The sequence below is a fragment of the Kingella negevensis genome (genome assembly GCF_030177895.1).
GTDB classification, from domain to species: Bacteria; Pseudomonadota; Gammaproteobacteria; order Burkholderiales; family Neisseriaceae; genus Kingella_C; species Kingella_C negevensis.
The window spans coordinates 1087178-1103705 of sequence record NZ_CP123448.1 but is presented as its reverse complement, the minus strand read 5'-3'; the positions used below and the strand labels follow the sequence as shown (position 1 = coordinate 1103705).

At 44.1% G+C, this 16528-nt stretch carries 14 protein-coding genes; 6 read left to right on the top strand and 8 right to left on the bottom strand.

Translation table 11 applies throughout. The features are described 5' to 3' along the window. Positions 1 to 75 precede the first annotated feature (75 nt). The 3 genes from QEO93_RS06170 (at position 76) to QEO93_RS06160 (ending at position 3159) form a co-directional block, all read left to right on the top strand. On the top strand, positions 76 to 1482 hold the full coding sequence (locus QEO93_RS06170; RefSeq protein ID WP_032137246.1) for a dihydrolipoyl dehydrogenase: 1407 nt from the start codon (positions 76 to 78) through the stop codon (positions 1480 to 1482). Between the two features lie 143 nt (positions 1483 to 1625). Beyond that, positions 1626 to 2264: a trimeric intracellular cation channel family protein gene (locus tag QEO93_RS06165; RefSeq protein WP_032137245.1), complete on the top strand. Its 639-nt coding sequence runs from the start codon at positions 1626 to 1628 to the stop codon at positions 2262 to 2264. A gap of 169 nt (positions 2265 to 2433) precedes the next feature. Next, complete coding sequence (locus QEO93_RS06160; protein WP_032137243.1) at positions 2434 to 3159, top strand: metal ABC transporter ATP-binding protein; 726 nt, start codon at positions 2434 to 2436, stop codon at positions 3157 to 3159. Between the two features lie 56 nt (positions 3160 to 3215). Here QEO93_RS06160 and QEO93_RS06155 read toward each other — a convergent pair whose 3' ends face one another. The 3 genes from QEO93_RS06155 to QEO93_RS06145 all read right to left on the bottom strand — a co-directional run bounded on the left by QEO93_RS06155 (position 3216) and on the right by QEO93_RS06145 (position 5699). Beyond that, a complete protein-coding gene (locus tag QEO93_RS06155; RefSeq protein WP_044250208.1) occupies positions 3216 to 4160 on the bottom strand; it encodes a MetQ/NlpA family ABC transporter substrate-binding protein in 945 nt (314 codons plus the stop codon). A gap of 86 nt (positions 4161 to 4246) precedes the next feature. Continuing rightward, positions 4247 to 4912 carry a methionine ABC transporter permease gene (locus QEO93_RS06150; RefSeq protein ID WP_032137242.1) on the bottom strand — a complete coding sequence of 222 codons (666 nt, stop codon included), beginning with the start codon at positions 4910 to 4912 and terminating at the stop codon, positions 4247 to 4249. A 49-nt stretch (positions 4913 to 4961) separates the two neighbouring features. Further along, a complete protein-coding gene (locus QEO93_RS06145; RefSeq protein WP_044250206.1) occupies positions 4962 to 5699 on the bottom strand; it encodes a methionine ABC transporter ATP-binding protein in 738 nt (245 codons plus the stop codon). 373 nt (positions 5700 to 6072) lie between these two features. Here QEO93_RS06145 and QEO93_RS06140 point away from each other — a divergent pair, with 373 nt between their 5' ends. Then, complete coding sequence (locus QEO93_RS06140; protein ID WP_032137241.1) at positions 6073 to 6822, top strand: glutathione peroxidase; 750 nt, start codon at positions 6073 to 6075, stop codon at positions 6820 to 6822. A 165-nt stretch (positions 6823 to 6987) separates the two neighbouring features. Here QEO93_RS06140 and QEO93_RS06135 read toward each other — a convergent pair whose 3' ends face one another. The 4 genes from QEO93_RS06135 to QEO93_RS06120 form a co-directional block, all read right to left on the bottom strand. Then, positions 6988 to 7449, bottom strand: coding sequence for a chorismate--pyruvate lyase family protein (locus tag QEO93_RS06135; RefSeq protein ID WP_032137240.1), 462 nt, complete (start codon positions 7447 to 7449; stop codon positions 6988 to 6990). A gap of 77 nt (positions 7450 to 7526) precedes the next feature. Further along, on the bottom strand, positions 7527 to 8156 hold the full coding sequence (gene clpP, locus QEO93_RS06130; protein ID WP_032137239.1) for an ATP-dependent Clp endopeptidase proteolytic subunit ClpP: 630 nt from the start codon (positions 8154 to 8156) through the stop codon (positions 7527 to 7529). An 84-nt stretch (positions 8157 to 8240) separates the two neighbouring features. Continuing rightward, entirely contained in the window at positions 8241 to 9548 is a 1308-nt protein-coding gene (gene tig / locus QEO93_RS06125) for a trigger factor (RefSeq protein WP_032137238.1), read from the bottom strand. Positions 9549 to 9800: 252 nt separating this feature from the next. Continuing rightward, on the bottom strand, positions 9801 to 12044 hold the full coding sequence (locus QEO93_RS06120) for a nitric-oxide reductase large subunit (RefSeq protein ID WP_032137237.1): 2244 nt from the start codon (positions 12042 to 12044) through the stop codon (positions 9801 to 9803). Positions 12045 to 12438: 394 nt separating this feature from the next. Between QEO93_RS06120 and nirK the strand changes: the two genes are divergently transcribed. Beyond that, complete coding sequence (gene nirK / locus QEO93_RS06115; protein WP_032137236.1) at positions 12439 to 13956, top strand: copper-containing nitrite reductase; 1518 nt, start codon at positions 12439 to 12441, stop codon at positions 13954 to 13956. Between the two features lie 406 nt (positions 13957 to 14362). Here nirK and QEO93_RS06110 read toward each other — a convergent pair whose 3' ends face one another. Next, positions 14363 to 15322, bottom strand: a complete 960-nt coding sequence (locus tag QEO93_RS06110) for a class 1 fructose-bisphosphatase (RefSeq protein ID WP_032137235.1) — start codon at positions 15320 to 15322, stop codon at positions 14363 to 14365. A 313-nt stretch (positions 15323 to 15635) separates the two neighbouring features. On the opposite strand from QEO93_RS06110, the gene QEO93_RS06105 reads away from it, so the two are divergent. Further along, entirely contained in the window at positions 15636 to 16481 is an 846-nt protein-coding gene (locus tag QEO93_RS06105; RefSeq protein ID WP_085815658.1) for a substrate-binding periplasmic protein, read from the top strand. Positions 16482 to 16528 lie beyond the last annotated feature (47 nt).

The window sequence follows — 16528 nt, the reverse complement described above, 5'->3', positions numbered from 1 at the left end:
TCTTTTAATTAAAAGTTAATAAAAATCCATTTAGAATGGTTCCACTTTATTAATTTAACTTAATAGGAAAACATTATGAAAAAAATTAACGCAGATGTAGTGGTGATTGGTGGCGGCACGGCAGGCATGGGCGCGTATCGCAATGCTTTGTTGTACACAAAAAACGCTTATTTGATTGAAAGCCATGTATTTGGTACGACTTGTGCGCGTGTCGGCTGTATGCCATCAAAATTGCTGATTGCCGCCGCAGAAGCACGTCATCACGCTTTGCATACTGACCCATTCGGCGTTCATTTGGACAAATCCAGCATTACTGTAAACGGCGAAGAAGTGATGAACCGCGTGAAATCTGAGCGCGACCGTTTTGTCGGTTTTGTGGTGTCAGACGTGGAAGAATGGGACGCGGATAAACGCATTATGGGCGCGGCAAAATTCATCGATGAACACACGATTCAAATTGACGACCACACGCAAATCATGGCTGACCGTATTGTGATTGCCACAGGTTCGCGCCCTATGGTATTCCCACAATGGGAAGTATTAGGCGATAAATTAATCGTGAACGATGATGTATTTTCATGGGAAACGCTTCCTGAAAGCGTGGCGGTGTTTGGACCAGGCGTGATTGGTTTGGAACTTGGTCAAGCGTTGGTGCGTTTGGGCGTGCGCGTGGAAATCTTCGGCTTAGGTGGCATGATTGGCGGCATCAGCGACCCTGTGGTACGCGATGAAGCAATTGCAACATTCAGCGAAGAATTGGTTTTACATTTAGACGCAAAAACAGAAGTTTCTCTGAACGCGGACGGCAAAGTGGAAGTGAAATGGGAACAAGATGGCGAAAGCGGCGTTTTTGTGGCGGATTACGCGTTGGCGGCGGCAGGTCGTCGCCCGAATGTGGATAATTTGGGCTTGGAAAACATCAACATTGAAAAAGACCCTCGCGGTGTTCCCGTTGCCAATCCTTTGACGATGCAGACCAGTATTCCACACATTTTCATTGCGGGCGATGCATCTAACCAGTTGCCATTGCTGCACGAAGCGGCTGACCAAGGCAAAATCGCAGGTGAAAATGCGGGTAAATTCCCAAATATCACCGAAGGTTTGCGTCGCAGCATGATTGGTGTGGTGTTTACTAATCCTCAAATTGCGTCAGTGGGTGCGCGTTACGCAACTTTGCAAGCGCAGTATGGCAATAAATTTGAAAGCGATGTGGTGATTGGACAAGTGTCGTTTAAAAATCAAGGTCGTAGCCGCGTAATGTTGGTGAATAAAGGTCATATGCGCGTTTATGCGGACAAGAATACAGGTCGTTTCTTGGGTGCAGAAGCCGTTGGCCCTGCTGCAGAACACATCGCGCACTTGCTCGCTTGGGCGCATCAAATGCAAATGACGATTCCGCAAATGTTGGACATGCCGTTCTATCATCCTGTGATTGAAGAAGGTTTGCGTACCGCTTTGCGTGATGTAGCAGCGAAACTGTAAGCAGTCTGAAAAATGCAGCCTGAAAGTGGTTTTTCAGGCTGCATTTAAAATCTAGTTATAAAACACAAACGCAGCCTGAAAACTATTTTTCAGGCTGCATTTTCATTAAAATACCGCCTTTTATTTTTCAGGCTGCCTGAAGCATGATTTACGACACCTTACCCCAAATCAATACCATTATTTACGCGCTCGACATGGTAGGAGTGAGCGCGTGCACCATTGCTGCAACCGTGTTAGCCAAACGACTGAGCTTTGACCTCACAGGTGCGTTTATTATTTCCGTGCTAGGCAGCATTGGCGGCGGCACATTGCGTGATTTGCTGATTAACCGCCACCCCATTTTTTGGCTGCACGACTTGAATTACTTGGGGCTGATTTTGGTTTTGTGCATCATCACGTTGATTTTTTATCACACGTTTGAACGCATCGACCACACCTTGCGCTGGTTTGATGCAATCGGTTTAGCCGCGTTTACCGTGATTGGCGTTCAGGCTGCGTTAAGCCGTGGCATGAGCGCACCAATTGCCATTTGCATGGGCGCGATTACAGGCGCAGGCGGCGGCGTGTTGCGCGATATTGTTTGCCGACAAATTCCGCTTGTGTTGCAAAAAGAAATTTACATCACCGCTTCCGTGCTGGGCAGTTTGTACTATATTGTGATGTCGCACACGCAGATGAACCGTTGGTTGCTGGGGATTAGCAGCATTGCGTTAATTGTGGCGATTCGCATGCTGGCAGTGTATCGAAACTGGAATTTACCCAATATCACGATTGAGCGTTAGCTTGTTCACACGCGTGTTATAAAGTATCATTATTGCATTATTTTTAGGCAGCCTGAAACATGAAAAATTCTTTGTTACTAACGAGCGTTTGGGTTCGTTTACTCATCGCCTTTGTGGTGCTGTCCCTGCTGTGGGGCATTTATTTTTGGGCAACGGCTGAGGTGAGCGTATGAGCATTGTGGTCAATAATTTAACGGTGAGTTACAACGTGCGCCCAGCCGTTCATCATGTGGACATGGAATTTCCACAGCATTGCATGTATGCGATTTTTGGGCCCAACGGCGCAGGCAAATCCACCTTGCTCAAAGCGATTATGGGCTTATTGCGTTGCGACACAGGTTCAGTACAATGGCAAGGCATGACGCGCCGCGATATTGCGTATCTGCCGCAGCAATCCGATGTAGACAGAAGCCAGCCGATGACGGTTTTTGAATTGGCGGCGATGGGTTTGTGGTATGAAATTGGCTTTTTTGGCGGCGTAACCGCAGCGCAACGTGAGCGTGTTCAGGCTGCGTTAAATCGTGTGGAAATGGGCGAATTTGCAGAGCGAGGCATTGGCGAGCTGTCGAATGGGCAATTTCAGCGCGTGTTGTTTGCGCGAATGCTGGTGCAAGACGCAAAGTTTTTGCTGCTGGACGAGCCATTCAATGCGGTTGATGCCAAAACCACTTATGCGATGTTGGAATTACTGAGACAGGAAAATCAGGCGGGGCGCGCGGTTGTGGCAGTGTTGCATGATTATGAGCAAGTTCGCGCGTATTTCCCGAATACGTTTTTGATTGCACGTGAAAAAGTGGCGTGTGGGAAAACGGAAACTGTGCTGCAAGATGAGTGGTTGAATAAGGCGAATATGTTAGCGCAAGCTGCTGATGAAGATGAGTGGTGTGCGGTTTAAAAATTTTCAGGCTGCGTTTAGATAACTAAACGCAGCCTGAAAATTTTTATAGCTGATTATTGTGCAGCAGAAGCAGCAGACGCTGAAGAAACCGCTACAGCAGAGGCTTCAGCTTTCGCGCCTTCAACGGCACTTTCACCCCAAGTTGCTGGGAATTTGTAACCTGCAAAACGAGTTTTCGCATAAGTTTTAAATTCGTCAGAGTTGTAAGCATCCGCAACGTCTTTCACCCATTTGCTGTCTTTGTCTGCGGTGCGGACTGCGCCCCAGTTTACATAAGCAAAACTTGGCTCTTGGAACAAGGCTTCAGTCAATTTCATGCCACTAGAAATCGCAAAGTTACCGTTTACCACTGCAAAATCAACGTCTTGACGGCTGCGTGGCAAGTTCGGTGCTTCAATCTCTACCAACTTGATGTTTTTCAAGTTTTCAGCGATGTCTGCTTTGCTGGCAGTCAATGGGTTCACACCGTCTTTCAATTTAATCCATTTTAGGCTGTCCATCATCACCAACGCACGCGCGAAGTTTGATGGGTCGTTTGGCACGGCTACTGTGCTGCCGTCTTTCACTTGGTCAAGCGAAGTCAATTTGCCTGAATACAAGCCCAATGGCGCAGTTGGCACTTGGTAAACTTCAACCAAATCCAATTTGTGTTCGGCTTTGAAGTTGTCCAAATAAGGTTTGTGTTGGAACACGTTTACGTCAATCGCGTCTTCAGCTAAGGCTTTGTTTGGGGTGACGTAATCAGAAAATTCTTGTACGGTAACTTTGTAGCCTTTTTTCTCCAAAATCGCTTGAATGCTATCTTTGATTTGGTCGCTGAAATCGCCAGGGGTTGTGCCGAAGCGGATTTCTGTTTTCTCAACGACTGGGGCTGCGCTGGCTGGTGCTGAACCTGCGCCTGATGCGGCTGCTGGTTTCGCTGCTTCTTGCTGACCGCCGCAAGCTGACAATGTCAATGCGATGATGCCAGCCAAAGATAATTTGAATGTTGTGTTCATGGTTTTCTCCCAAGATAAGATAAGTTGAAACTACTGAGTTATTTTTCAGGCTGCATTTTATAAGAATTGGCAGCCTGAAAACTGAATTAACGTTTATTCAATTTTGCTGACAAGAAGTTACCTGCCGATTGAATAACCACCACTAAAATCGTCAAAATCACGACAACGGCAATCATCACGTCCACCATATAACGCTGGTGTCCGTAGCGAATACCCAAGTCGCCAATACCACCGCCGCCAATCATGCCTGCCGCCGCACTGGCTTCCAGCAAACCAATCAGCAAAATGGTAATGCTCAAAACCAAACCTGAACGGGCTTCGCTCAGCAACACTTTAAAAATAATGGTAGCTGGCGACGCGCCCATGGCTTGCGCGGCTTCCACCACACCGCGTGAAACTTCTTTCAAATTCTGTTCCACCAGTCGTGCAAAATAAAAACTGCCTGCAATGCTCAACGAAACGCTGGCGGCGAATGGTCCAAATGATGTGCCGACAATCAGGCGCGTTAGCGGCATCACAACAATCATCAAAATCACAAACGGAAACGAGCGCATAAAGCTGACGGCTGTTCCTAATACGCGATGAACCAATCGGTTGGCAAAAATTTGTCCGTGTCCGCTGGTAAACAACCACACGCCAAGCAAACCGCCGATAATCACGCTAATTGTGGCAGAAACACCCACCATGGTTAAAGTTTCCAAAATGGCTTGTTTAAAATCGGGTAGTAATTTGGGGATATTATCAAATTCCATGTTTTTTCTTCTTTTTCTGGTTTACAAGATTTTCAGGCTGCCTGAAAAATTAATCGTCTCGCAATAATTCTTGACCGATTTCAGATTTTGCCAAAATCACGCCGTCTTTTACTTCTGCCACTTCTAATAATTGCCCCAAGTGCAGTAGGGCGGTGCGGTTGCATAATTTGCGAATCACCGACATTTCGTGGGTAACAATCACGATGGTTACTTTGAAACGCTCGTTGATGTCTTTTAAGCATTGCAACACGCTGCGTGTGGTAATTGGGTCGAGCGCGGAAGTGGGTTCGTCTGCCAAAATCACGCTGGGGTTGGGGGCAAGTGCGCGGGCAATGCCGACACGTTGTTTTTGTCCGCCTGATAATTGGGCGGGGTAGTGTCCTGCGCGTTCGGTTAGGTTCACGATTTCCAAACATTCTGCCACGCGTTTTTCAATTTTTTCTTTGTCCCAACCTGCAATTTCTAAGGGAAACGCGACGTTTTCAGCTACGGTGCGGTTGCTCAATAAATTGAATTGCTGAAACACCATGCCGATGCTTTGACGGGCTTGGCGTAGCTGGCTTTTGTTCATGGCGGTTAAGTCTTGGTTATCGATTAACACTTTGCCTGTGTCTGGGCGTTCTAATAGGTTAATTAGGCGCAAAAGAGAAGATTTGCCTGCGCCTGAGTAACCCATTAAGCCAAACACTTCGCCTTGTTCAATCGTGAGGCTGGTTGGCTGAACGGCAACAAATTGCTTGTTGTCGCGCGTTTGGTAGGTTTTGTAAACGTTCTCTAAGGTAATCATAATTTGGCTTCTTTTAAATACAATAAAACCCGATGTTTGCGAGAAACAACGGGCTAAAAATACAGTCAATTCTGTATGCTTAGCTGTTTCAGGTCAGGTGTCCTGTTGCCCGCAAGCGATATGAAATCGGCGTGATGAAGTAAATGTGATTTAACTTTATTTAACGGTATCTGTCAAGTTGATTACTATGAAAAATAATTCTTTGCATTATGAAGGAAAGTAATAAATGCAGCCTGAAAATGGGTATTGATAAATTTTCACAATTAGAATTTATAAACTTATATAATTTTCCTTATTGAGAATATAAATTGCAGAATTTTCAGCAAGATTTATAATTCGCCCTATTCTTAACCAAACTTATTGGAGTTTAAAAATGTCTGTTCAAATTAAAACTGCTGCTGAATTAGAAGGTCAAAACGTTCCTTCAGTTGTGTTCCACACTCGCCAAGATGATGCTTGGGTTGATGTTTCAACTGATGATTTGTTCAAAGGTAAAACCGTTGCTGTGTTCTCTTTGCCAGGCGCGTTTACCCCAACTTGCTCTTCTACTCACTTGCCGCGTTACAACGAATTGGCTGCTGAATTTAAAGCGCGCGGCGTGGACAGCATTGTTTGTATTTCTGTAAACGACACATTTGTGATGAACGCTTGGTTGGCTGACCAAGAAGCAGAAAATATCACTGTTGTACCTGACGGTAACGGTGAATTCACTAAAGGCATGGGCATGTTGGTAAGCAAAGAAGCATTGGGCTTCGGCGACCGTTCATGGCGTTATTCTATGCTGGTTAAAGATGGCAAAATCGAAAAAATGTTCATCGAACCAGTAAAAGATGGCGACCCATTTGAAGTGTCTGACGCTGACACAATGTTGAAACACATTGATCCAACTTGGATGCCACACGAGTCTGTTTCTATCATCACGAAACCTGGTTGCCAATTCTGCGCGAAAGCTAAAGCATTGTTGAAAGAAAAAGGCTTTGCTTACGAAGAAATCGTTTTGGGTCGTGATGCTTCTATCACTTCAGTTCGTGCAATTACTGGCAAAGCAACTGCGCCTCAAGTGTTTATCGGTGGTAAATACATCGGCGGCAGCGAAGATTTAGAAGCATACTTTGCAAAATAATTATTTGTGATATAATCCACCTAATTATTTGGTATAATACATCTTCATCCTTGGGATACGACAGTTTTCTCCTCCTTTTCTGGCGTATCCCCCTGAACAACTTTCGGGTTGTTCAGGCAGCAGAATTTTTATAGTTTTGCTGCCTGAACAACCCGTTTTTTGTTTTCAGGCTGCGTTAAATTGTAAAATCTCAGGCAAAAAATGTTCCATTAAATACAAGCGTTCGCCTTGCCATTCAAACCAAGACCGCCGCGAAACAACACCATTTTCAGGCAGCCTGAAAGTGATTTCGCTGCGTGTTAAGCCTTTCAGGCTGCCTGAAAACAAGATTTTCCCCAGCGGTAATGTTCCACAATTTAAAATTTCGCGCCACGCGGAATCTGCCGCACAAATACTCTGCGCATGAACGACTGGTATTCCATCTAAGCACAGCAAAACTTCGCGCTGAAATAGCATTTCAGACAGCCTGAAATCAGTAAAATATGCGCTATTTTGCGTCTCGCCCAGAGCCAATAGTTTCACGGAAAAGGTTGCGTTCAAATCTGATAAAGCGGCAGTGAGCGAAGAGGCGGTGGCTAAATGCTTAATTTTTTCTGCTTGCTGTGGATAATTTTGTTGCCAAGTCATGTTTCTCTCATTAAAAAACGTGTTTACATTTCGTGTGATTAAAATGCAAACACGCTGATTTTCAAGCTGCAAGTGTATTACGCTTCGTTTGCAGCATCTGCGCGAGTGGTAATTACTTTGTCAATCAAACCATATTCCATGGCTTCTTGCGCCGACATGAAATTATCACGGTCAGTATCACGTTCCACTTCAGCTAAAGTTTTGCCTGTGTGGTCGGCAAGCATTTGGTTTAATTTTTCTTTCAGTTTCAACAACTCACGCGCGTGAATTTCAATATCAGACGCTTGACCGCCCAAGCCGCCGCTAATTAATGGTTGGTGAATCATTACGCGGCTGTTTGGCAAGGCAAAACGTTTGCCTTTTGTGCCTGCGGACAACAAGAACGCACCCATGCTTGCGGCTTGACCCAAGCACAAAGTTTGCACATCTGGCTTGATAAATTTCATCGTGTCATAAATGCTCATGCCTGCAGTTACGCTACCACCGGGGCTGTTGATGTAGAAATAGATGTCTTTATCTGGGTTTTCGCTTTCCAAAAACAGCAGTTGCGCAACCACCAAATTAGCGGTTTGGTCGTTTACAGGACCAACCAAGAAGATGATGCGTTCTTTCAACAAGCGTGAGTAAATATCAAATGCGCGTTCGCCGCGTCCGCTTTGTTCAATCACGGTTGGGATTAGGGTGTTATTTTGAATTTCGGGAAACATAGGTTTTCTTTCAAAAATAGTTTTTCAGGCTGCCTTGAAAATAAAGCACCAAAATCGCTTTGGTGCTTTATCTTATTCACAAAATTAAGCGTTTGCGCCCATTACTTCATCAAAGCTCAATGCTTTTTCAGTTACTTTTGCTTTGCTCAATACGTATTCAACCACGTTTGCTTCAACTGCCAAGTTAGTTGGGCCAGCCAAGCGAGTGCGGTCTGCGAAGTACCAATCAATCACTTCAGTTGGGTCTTCGTAGCTGTCTGCGAAGTCAGCAACGATAGCTTTTACTTGTTCGTCAGTTGCTTGCAATTTGAATTCTTCAACCAAAGCTGGCAACAACAAGCCCAATGCTACGCGTTGTTCAGCGTGTTCTGCGAACATTTCAGCAGGCAATTCCAAATCTTTCGCGTCCAAACCTTGTTGAGCGAATTGTTGTTTCATTTCGTCAGCCAAGCGTTGAGATTCGTCTGCAACAAATGCTTTTGGCAAGTCAAATGTGTGAGCAGCGCGCAAAGCGTTCATCACAGCATCTGTGTTTTGTGCATCAACGCGACGTTTCACTTCACGACCCACGTTTTTCTTCACTTCTTCGCGCATTTTTGCTACGTCGCCGTCAGCGATACCCAATGCTTTAGCAAATTGTTCATCAACTGCAGGCAATTCTGGTTCAGCCACGTTGCGAACAGTGATAGTGAATACTGCAGTTTTACCTGCAACATCTTTGCCGTGGTAATCTTCTGGGAAGTTTACTTCAACGTCTTTGCTTTCGCCTTCTTTCAAGCCAACCACGCCAGCTTCAAATTCTGGCAACATTTGACCTTGACCCAAAACGAATGGGTAGTTTGTAGAAGAACCGCCGTCAAATGCTACACCGTCAATTTTGCCTTCAAAGTCAATAATCACGCGGTCGTCATTTTTTGCTTCGCGTTCAACACGGTTGAAACGAGTGCGTTGTTTGCGCAAGATTTCGATTGTGCTGTCTACTTCTTTGTCGCCCACTTCTGAAGATACTTTTTCAATTTCCAAAGCAGACAAATCAGCGATTGTGATTTCTGGGAATGTTTCGTAGATGAATGCTACTTTGAATGAGTCTTCGTTTGCTTCACCTTGAACTGGCTCAATACCTACAACGGCAGCAATGCGCAAGTTTTGTTCTTGTGCTTCTTTGTTGAATGCTTGTTGTGCCAAATCGTTCAATACGTCGTTTTGAATGCTTGCACCGTACATTTGTGCAACCATTTTCAAAGGTGCTTTACCTGGGCGGAAGCCATCAACTTTCACGCGTTTTTGTGCATTTTTCAATTCTTTATCAGTGGCTTCGTTGATGTCCAACCAAGATACTGATACGACAATTTTACGTTGCAAATTTTCTAAAGTTTCAACTGTTGCGCTCATGGCATTCTTTCTTTCGTTAGTTAAATGGGTGGGTAAATAAAACGTGCAAGTGTATCATAAGGCTGCTTTATCCGCATTATTTTTGCGCGTTGCTTTGATAGTTAATGCACTTATCGTTTGCTACTGCGTTGCCAACGCCCTTATGTGCCACGCGTACACGGCGGGTGTTGTCGCTTTGTATCAAAAAATAATTACATCAACTATAAAAAGCAGCCTGAAAATGTTTTCAGGCTGCTTTTTATTGAAACAAAATTATTGTTTATCTTTGCTGATTGACATACGAATCACTTGATTAGCGAACAACAATGCGCCGCCAATGAAGATGAAGTCTGCAATCGTACGAATCCAACGGAACATTTCCAAGTAGCCTTGTTGCAAGAATTCTTCGCTACGTGCATACCACAAACCTTGTGTGATAGATGCGTAGGCTTGGAAAATACCGATTGGTAACAGGCTTGACACAATCATCAAGGTTAAGCCTGCATTCATCATCCAGAAGCCGTAAGTCATTTGTTTGCTGTCGTAAGTGAAGCCAGGTTTGATGTAGCAACCTACCAACAAAACAAAGCCTAAAGCCAAGAAACCATACACACCAAATAATGCTGCGTGTGCGTGAACAGCTGATGTATTCAAACCTTGCAAGTAGTACAAGTTAATTGGTGGGTTAATCAAGAAACCGAATACGCCTGCACCCAACATATTCCAGAATGCCACTGCGGTAAAGCACATCAAAGGCCAACGCAGACGTTGCATCCAAGGGGCTTTGTGTTGGTAAGACCAGTGTTCATACGCTTCATGACCCAACAGAATCAATGGCACAACTTCTAAAGCTGAGAATGATGCACCCGCTGCCATTACTGGAGTGGTTGTACCTGTGAAGTACAAGTGGTGGAATGTACCAGGTACACCGCCAACCAAGAACAAGCTACCTGCTACCAAAGAAGCGGTTGTTGCAGATTTGTAGCTTACCAAGCCCAAGTTGTAGAAAATGAATGCCAACGCTGCGGTCGCGAATACTTCAAAGAAGCCTTCTACCCACAAGTGAACCACCCACCAACGCCAGTATTCCATTACCGCCAAAGTCGTGTGTTCGCCGTAGAACAAACCTGGTGCGTAGAACGCGCCCACTCCTACGATTGAAGCCACGAAAATCGTCAGTAAGTTTTTGTCGCCACCTTGACGGAACGCTGGTACTGCGCAACGCAACATCAGGAACAACCACAACAAGAAACCCACTGTCAGCAATAATTGCCAGAAGCGACCTAAGTCTAAGTATTCATAACCTTGATGACCGAACCAGAAGTTCGCGCTGTCTGAAAGTTTGTTCAATACCAAAGAAACGAAGTTACCAGCATAAGAACCAGCCACTACGATGAACAAGGCAACATACAACAAGTTCACGCCCAACGCTTGGAATTTAGGGTCTTTGCCGCCGTTCAATACAGGGGCAATAAACAAACCAGCCGTCAAGAAACCAGTCGCAATCCAAAACAATGCTGATTGCAAGTGCCAAGTACGTGCCAATGAATAAGGCAACAATTTTGACAATTCAATACCGTAGAACGTTTGACCTTCCACTGTGTAGTGAGCAACCAAGCCGCCTAACAAAATTTGCACGATGAACAAAATCACAGTTAAAGCAGCGTATTTCCATAAGGCTTTTTGTGAGTCGGTCAAAACGATTTTTGCTAATGGGTCTGTTTCTGGAACTTTTGGTTCATCATTGTGCGTACGCAAGAAATGGTAGCCCCAAACCAAGAAGCCGATACCCATCAACAAGAATACGAATGATGCAAACGACCACATATAGTTTTCAGCAGTTGGCACGTTGTCAATCAAAGGCTCATGTGGCCAGTTGTTGGTGTACGTTGCGATGCTGTCTGGACGATTTGCTGATGCTGTCCAAGCTGTCCAGAAGAAGAATTGCGTTAAATGTTTACGCGCTTCTAAATCTGGCAGGGTATTGGTTTTCATAGCGAAAGATTCGCGTGATTTGTCCAACTCAGGTTTGTCGCCATACAAATCAATATAGTATTGAGAAACTTGCTCAATCGCTTTGGCGCGTGTGTCTGATAATTTCACCACGCCATTGCCATCAACTGCGCTTTGGTTGCGGTATTCGTCTTTCAAACGTGCGCTGATGACTGCTTTTTGGTCAAAAGTCAATTCATCAAATTTTTTGCCGTGTTCTTTTTGTGCGGTTAAGTCTAACCATACTACTAATTCACGGTGCAAGAAATCAGCTGTCCAGTCTGGGGCTTGGTATGCACCATGACCCAATACAGAGCCTAATTCCATACCGCCTGTGCTTTGCCAAGCGGATTGACCTTTCAAAATATCGTCTTTGGTAAACAGTGTTGTGCCGTCTGCCGAAACGTATTTTTCAGGGAATGGTGGCGCTTGGCGATAAACTTCTGTGCCAAGGTAGCCGAGTAATGAAAAGGTTACGATTAACACGCTAATCAGCGCGTACCATAACTTTTTATATTCACCCATTTTTGTGCTCCTAAAGATAAAAATAAAGGGAAGTGGTTTAAAAATTCATTATTTTTGAATGTTAAAAATTGTATCACGCTTGCTTTTAAATAGGTATAGTTTTTTTAAGAAATTTATTTTTAAGTTAGTATGTTGTTTTTTAAATGAATTAGAAATAATGTGGCTTTTTTGAGATAACTGGTTTTCAGACTGTAATTAAATAAAATTTTATTTAACAATAACTTATTTTTTTAAAGAATTATTTAATATGAATTTTGACTTAAGTCAAAACAAACGAAGTTTATTTAACTCACAATAATGATTACAAAATCTTACAAAAGGCTTATAAATTATTAACAATAATAAAAGCAGCCTGAAAAACCATTTTCTCCCTTTTCTATTTAAGGACATAACCATGAAAGTACGTACTTTAGCAGTATTAATTTCTTCGATGTTTATGGTTTCTGCATGTATGAAGCCCAAAGGTAACGAGTCTAACGCTTCGCCTGCACCTGCTGCTTCAGCTCCAGCACCTGTTGCCGCTTCTGCTGCTGCCGAAACGGAAACGCAAACTGGCGAATTGCCAGTGATTGATGCCGTGATGACTCATGCACCTGAAGTTCCTCCACCAGTAAACCGCAACCACGCGGCACGTGTGAAAGTGAACATTGAAGTGCAAGAAAAAGTGATGAAAATGACTGATGCTGGCGTTGAATACAAATATTGGATGTTTGGTGGCGATGTTCCAGGTCAAATGATTCGCGTGCGTGAAGGCGATGAAGTGGAAGTCCACTTCTCTAACCGTTCTGATTCTACTGTTCCGCACAATATCGACTTCCATGCCGTAACAGGTCCTGGTGGTGGTGCAGCGGCTTCGTTCACGGCGCCAGGTCATACCAGCGTATTCAGCTTTAAAGCGCTGCAACCTGGTTTATACATTTATCACTGTGCAACTGCGCCAGTGGGCATGCACATTGCGAACGGTATGTACGGTTTGATTTTGGTTGAACCAAAAGAAGGCTTGCCAAAAGTAGACCGAGAATTTTACGTTGTTCAAGGCGACTTCTATACCAAAGGTAAAAACAGTGATTTGGGCTTGCAACCATTTGACATGGAAAAAGCTGTTAGAGAAGAACCTGAATACGTGGTATTCAATGGACACGTGGGCGCGATTGCAGGCGATAAAGCATTGAAAGCTAAAGTGGGCGAGACTGTTCGTATGTATGTGGGTAACGGTGGTCCAAACTTAGTGTCTTCATTCCACGTGATTGGCGAGATTTTCGACAAGGTTTATGTTGAAGGTGGCGATTTAATCAACAAAAACGTTCAAACCACCATTATTCCAGCAGGTGGCGCAGCGATTGTTGAAATGAAACTGGACGTTCCAGGCAGCTATACTTTGGTTGACCACTCAATCTTCCGCGCGTTCAACAAAGGTGCGTTGGGTCAATTGATTGCAGAAGGTCCTGAAAATAAAACTATCTTCTCTGGTAAAACTCAAGAAGAGGTTTATCAAACTGAAGGCGGCATGTTGCAAGACCAACCGTTGAACGCTAGCGACACTGCTAAAGTGAACGCAGGTGCGCCAAAAGCAGGCAGCAAAGAAGAACGTATAACGGCTGGTAAAGCATTGTACGAAGCCAACTGTATTGCTTGCCACGGTTCAGAAGGTAAAGGCGTGGAAGGTGCATTCCCTCCATTGGCAAAATCTGACTACTTGAACGAAGACCCTAAACGCGGTATTCGTGCTGTTGTGAATGGCTTGAGCGGTAAGATTACCGTGAATGGCAAAGAGTACAACAACGTGATGCCACCATTGGGCTTTACCGATGAAAAAGTAGCCAATGTGATGACTTATGTGTTGAACAGCTTTGGCAACAAAGGCGGCGAAGTGAAACCTGAAGAAATCGCTGCAGAACGTGGTAAAAAATAAGAGTTCCTTGTAAGGTAAGCTGTCTGTAATCGTTACGATTCAGGCAGCTTTTTTAGGCTGAAACCTTTGCAAAATCAAGAAATCTTTACTTGGTAGGGACAAGGTTTATCCTTGTCCAATTCTTAACCTATTGGAAATTTTGATTTTTCTGAAAAGTGAAAAAGGACAGGGATAAACCCTGTCCCTACTAAATGGTAGTTTTGCAAAAGTTTCAGGCTGCATTTTGAAATGGAGCGTCGGCGGCTCGTTGACAAAAATATAGTGGATTAAATTTAGATTAGGACAAGGCGACAACGACCGCCGTGTACATCTAGTACATAAGGGAGTTGGCAACGCTGTACTAATCTAAATTTAATTCACTATACAATTGAAAAGCAGCCTGAAAACATTTTCAGGCTGCTTTTTCTTATTTGTGCAATTCCTTCACATATTCCACTTCTTCTTTGCTACCCAACACCACCGCAATACGCTGATGCAACCCTGTTGGGCAAATCGACAAAATCTCTTCACGCACATTATTCGCCGCACCGCCAGCCTGTTCCACCAGTAAACTCATCGGATTGGCTTCATACATCAAACGCAATTTGCCCGCCTTGCTCGGGTCTCGCCCATCTTTGGGATACAGGAACACGCCGCCGCGCACCAAAATCCGATGCACTTCCGCCACCATGCTGGCAACCCAGCGCATATTGTAATTTTTGCCACGCACACCGTCTTTGCCAGCCAACAATTCGCCGATGTATTGCTGAACAGGCGCTTCCCAATGGCGTTGGTTAGATGCATTAATGGCAAATTCAGCGGTTTGTTTGGGAATGGCTAGAGTAGGGTGGGTCAGCACAAATTCGCCTTGTTTGTTCAGTGTGAAGCCGACTACACCGCGTTTCAGCGTGAAAACCAGTAGCGTTTGCACGCCATACAATACATATCCTGCGGCGACTTGCTCGCTGCCTTTTTGCAAGAAACTTTCGGTTTTCAGGCTGCCTTCTGGTTTGGCTAAAACAGAAAAAATCGTGCCAATAGAAATGTTTACATCAATATTGGACGAACCGTCTAACGGGTCAAACAAAACCAAATATTTGCCCGATTCGTTGGCAGCAACAAAGGTGTCTTCTTCTTCGCTGGCTAAACCTGCCACGTTTGGGTTTTGGCGCAGCGCGTCAATCAGCGTTTGGTTGGCAATCAGGTCTAATTTTTTCTGCGCTTCGCCTTGCACGTTACCTGTGCCAGCTTCGCCCAATACGCCAGCCAATGCGCCCAAGCGGACGTTTTGGCTGATGGTTTTGCAGCCTGAAATAATGGTTTGCAAGGTGCTGATGAGTTCGGCAGGGGCGGTTTGTTGTTGCAGATATTGGTTTAAGGTTTGCATGGGTTTGTCCTTTGTAGTGAGATGTAGTGAAGTGTACTGCGTTCAAAATTTAGGCGCAAATATTTTTCAGGCTGCAATTTATAGGCATAATCTAAAAAGAAAATACGTATTTATATAAATTAGATACAATAAATCTACAAACTTTAACAATATTTGACTTGCGTCTAGAAAATTAAAAACTTTCAGGCGTAGAATGATTTTATTGTTACCTTAGCTGATAATTTCATGGCGTGGGCAAACGACCAAACAATAAGAAATCTTCATTTAAGAGAACGATTTATCAAGTCTTAGAGAATATAACGAGAAATAAAAAATGAAAACTACTATTCGTACTCAATTAAGCGTTTTAGCTTTGGCATTATTGGTGGCTTGTTCCAATCAAGAGGCTGCGAAAACTGAAACCCCTGCAAAATCAACCCCTGAAGCAACGTCTTCAGCAACGCCTTCAGCAGCACCTACAGCAACAGATGCTTCAGTGGTGAAAGTAGCGATTTCTGGCGATTATCGTCCGTTTTCTTTCTATGAAAGCCAAAAAGCACAAGGGATTGAAGTGGAGTTGTTGCAAAAAGTGGCTGAGAAACAGGGATTTAAAGTGGAATTTAATACCACAGTTTGGAGCAAAGCTTATCAAGACGTTAAAAATAAAACATTTGATGTGATAGCAATGGGGACAGCGGTCGATGAAGCTGATACCAGCGTGGTTGTGCCAACTAGCACCTATATGCATTCGGGTGACTGTGTGGCGACGCTGCATGATAAAAAATTGCCTGATTGGACAAAAGGTCGGGTAACTGTAGCCGATGATGAAACAATGAAAGAGGAAGTTATGAAAGCGAATGGTATACCTGCTGAAAAAATCAGCATGGAAAAAACCAGCTTTTTGACTTTAACTGCTTTGGTAAAAGACAAGGCGGATGCAGCGGTAGGGGACTGCTCAGTTTTGAAATACTATTCCAAAGGCGACACTTTGAAATCTTATACTTTTAATATTGTGGACTACAACCACGCGGGTCAAACAGAAGAAAGTTTTGCTATGACGTTGATGGTGAGCAAAGATAAACCTGACTTGGTAAACAAAATCAACGCAGGTATTGCAGATTTGAAACAAAGCGGTGAATTAGATGCGTTGGTGAAAAAACACACGAATCACGGTGCATAATAAAGAAAGGGCAGAAATCATTTCTGCTCTTTTTGTTTTTCAGGCTG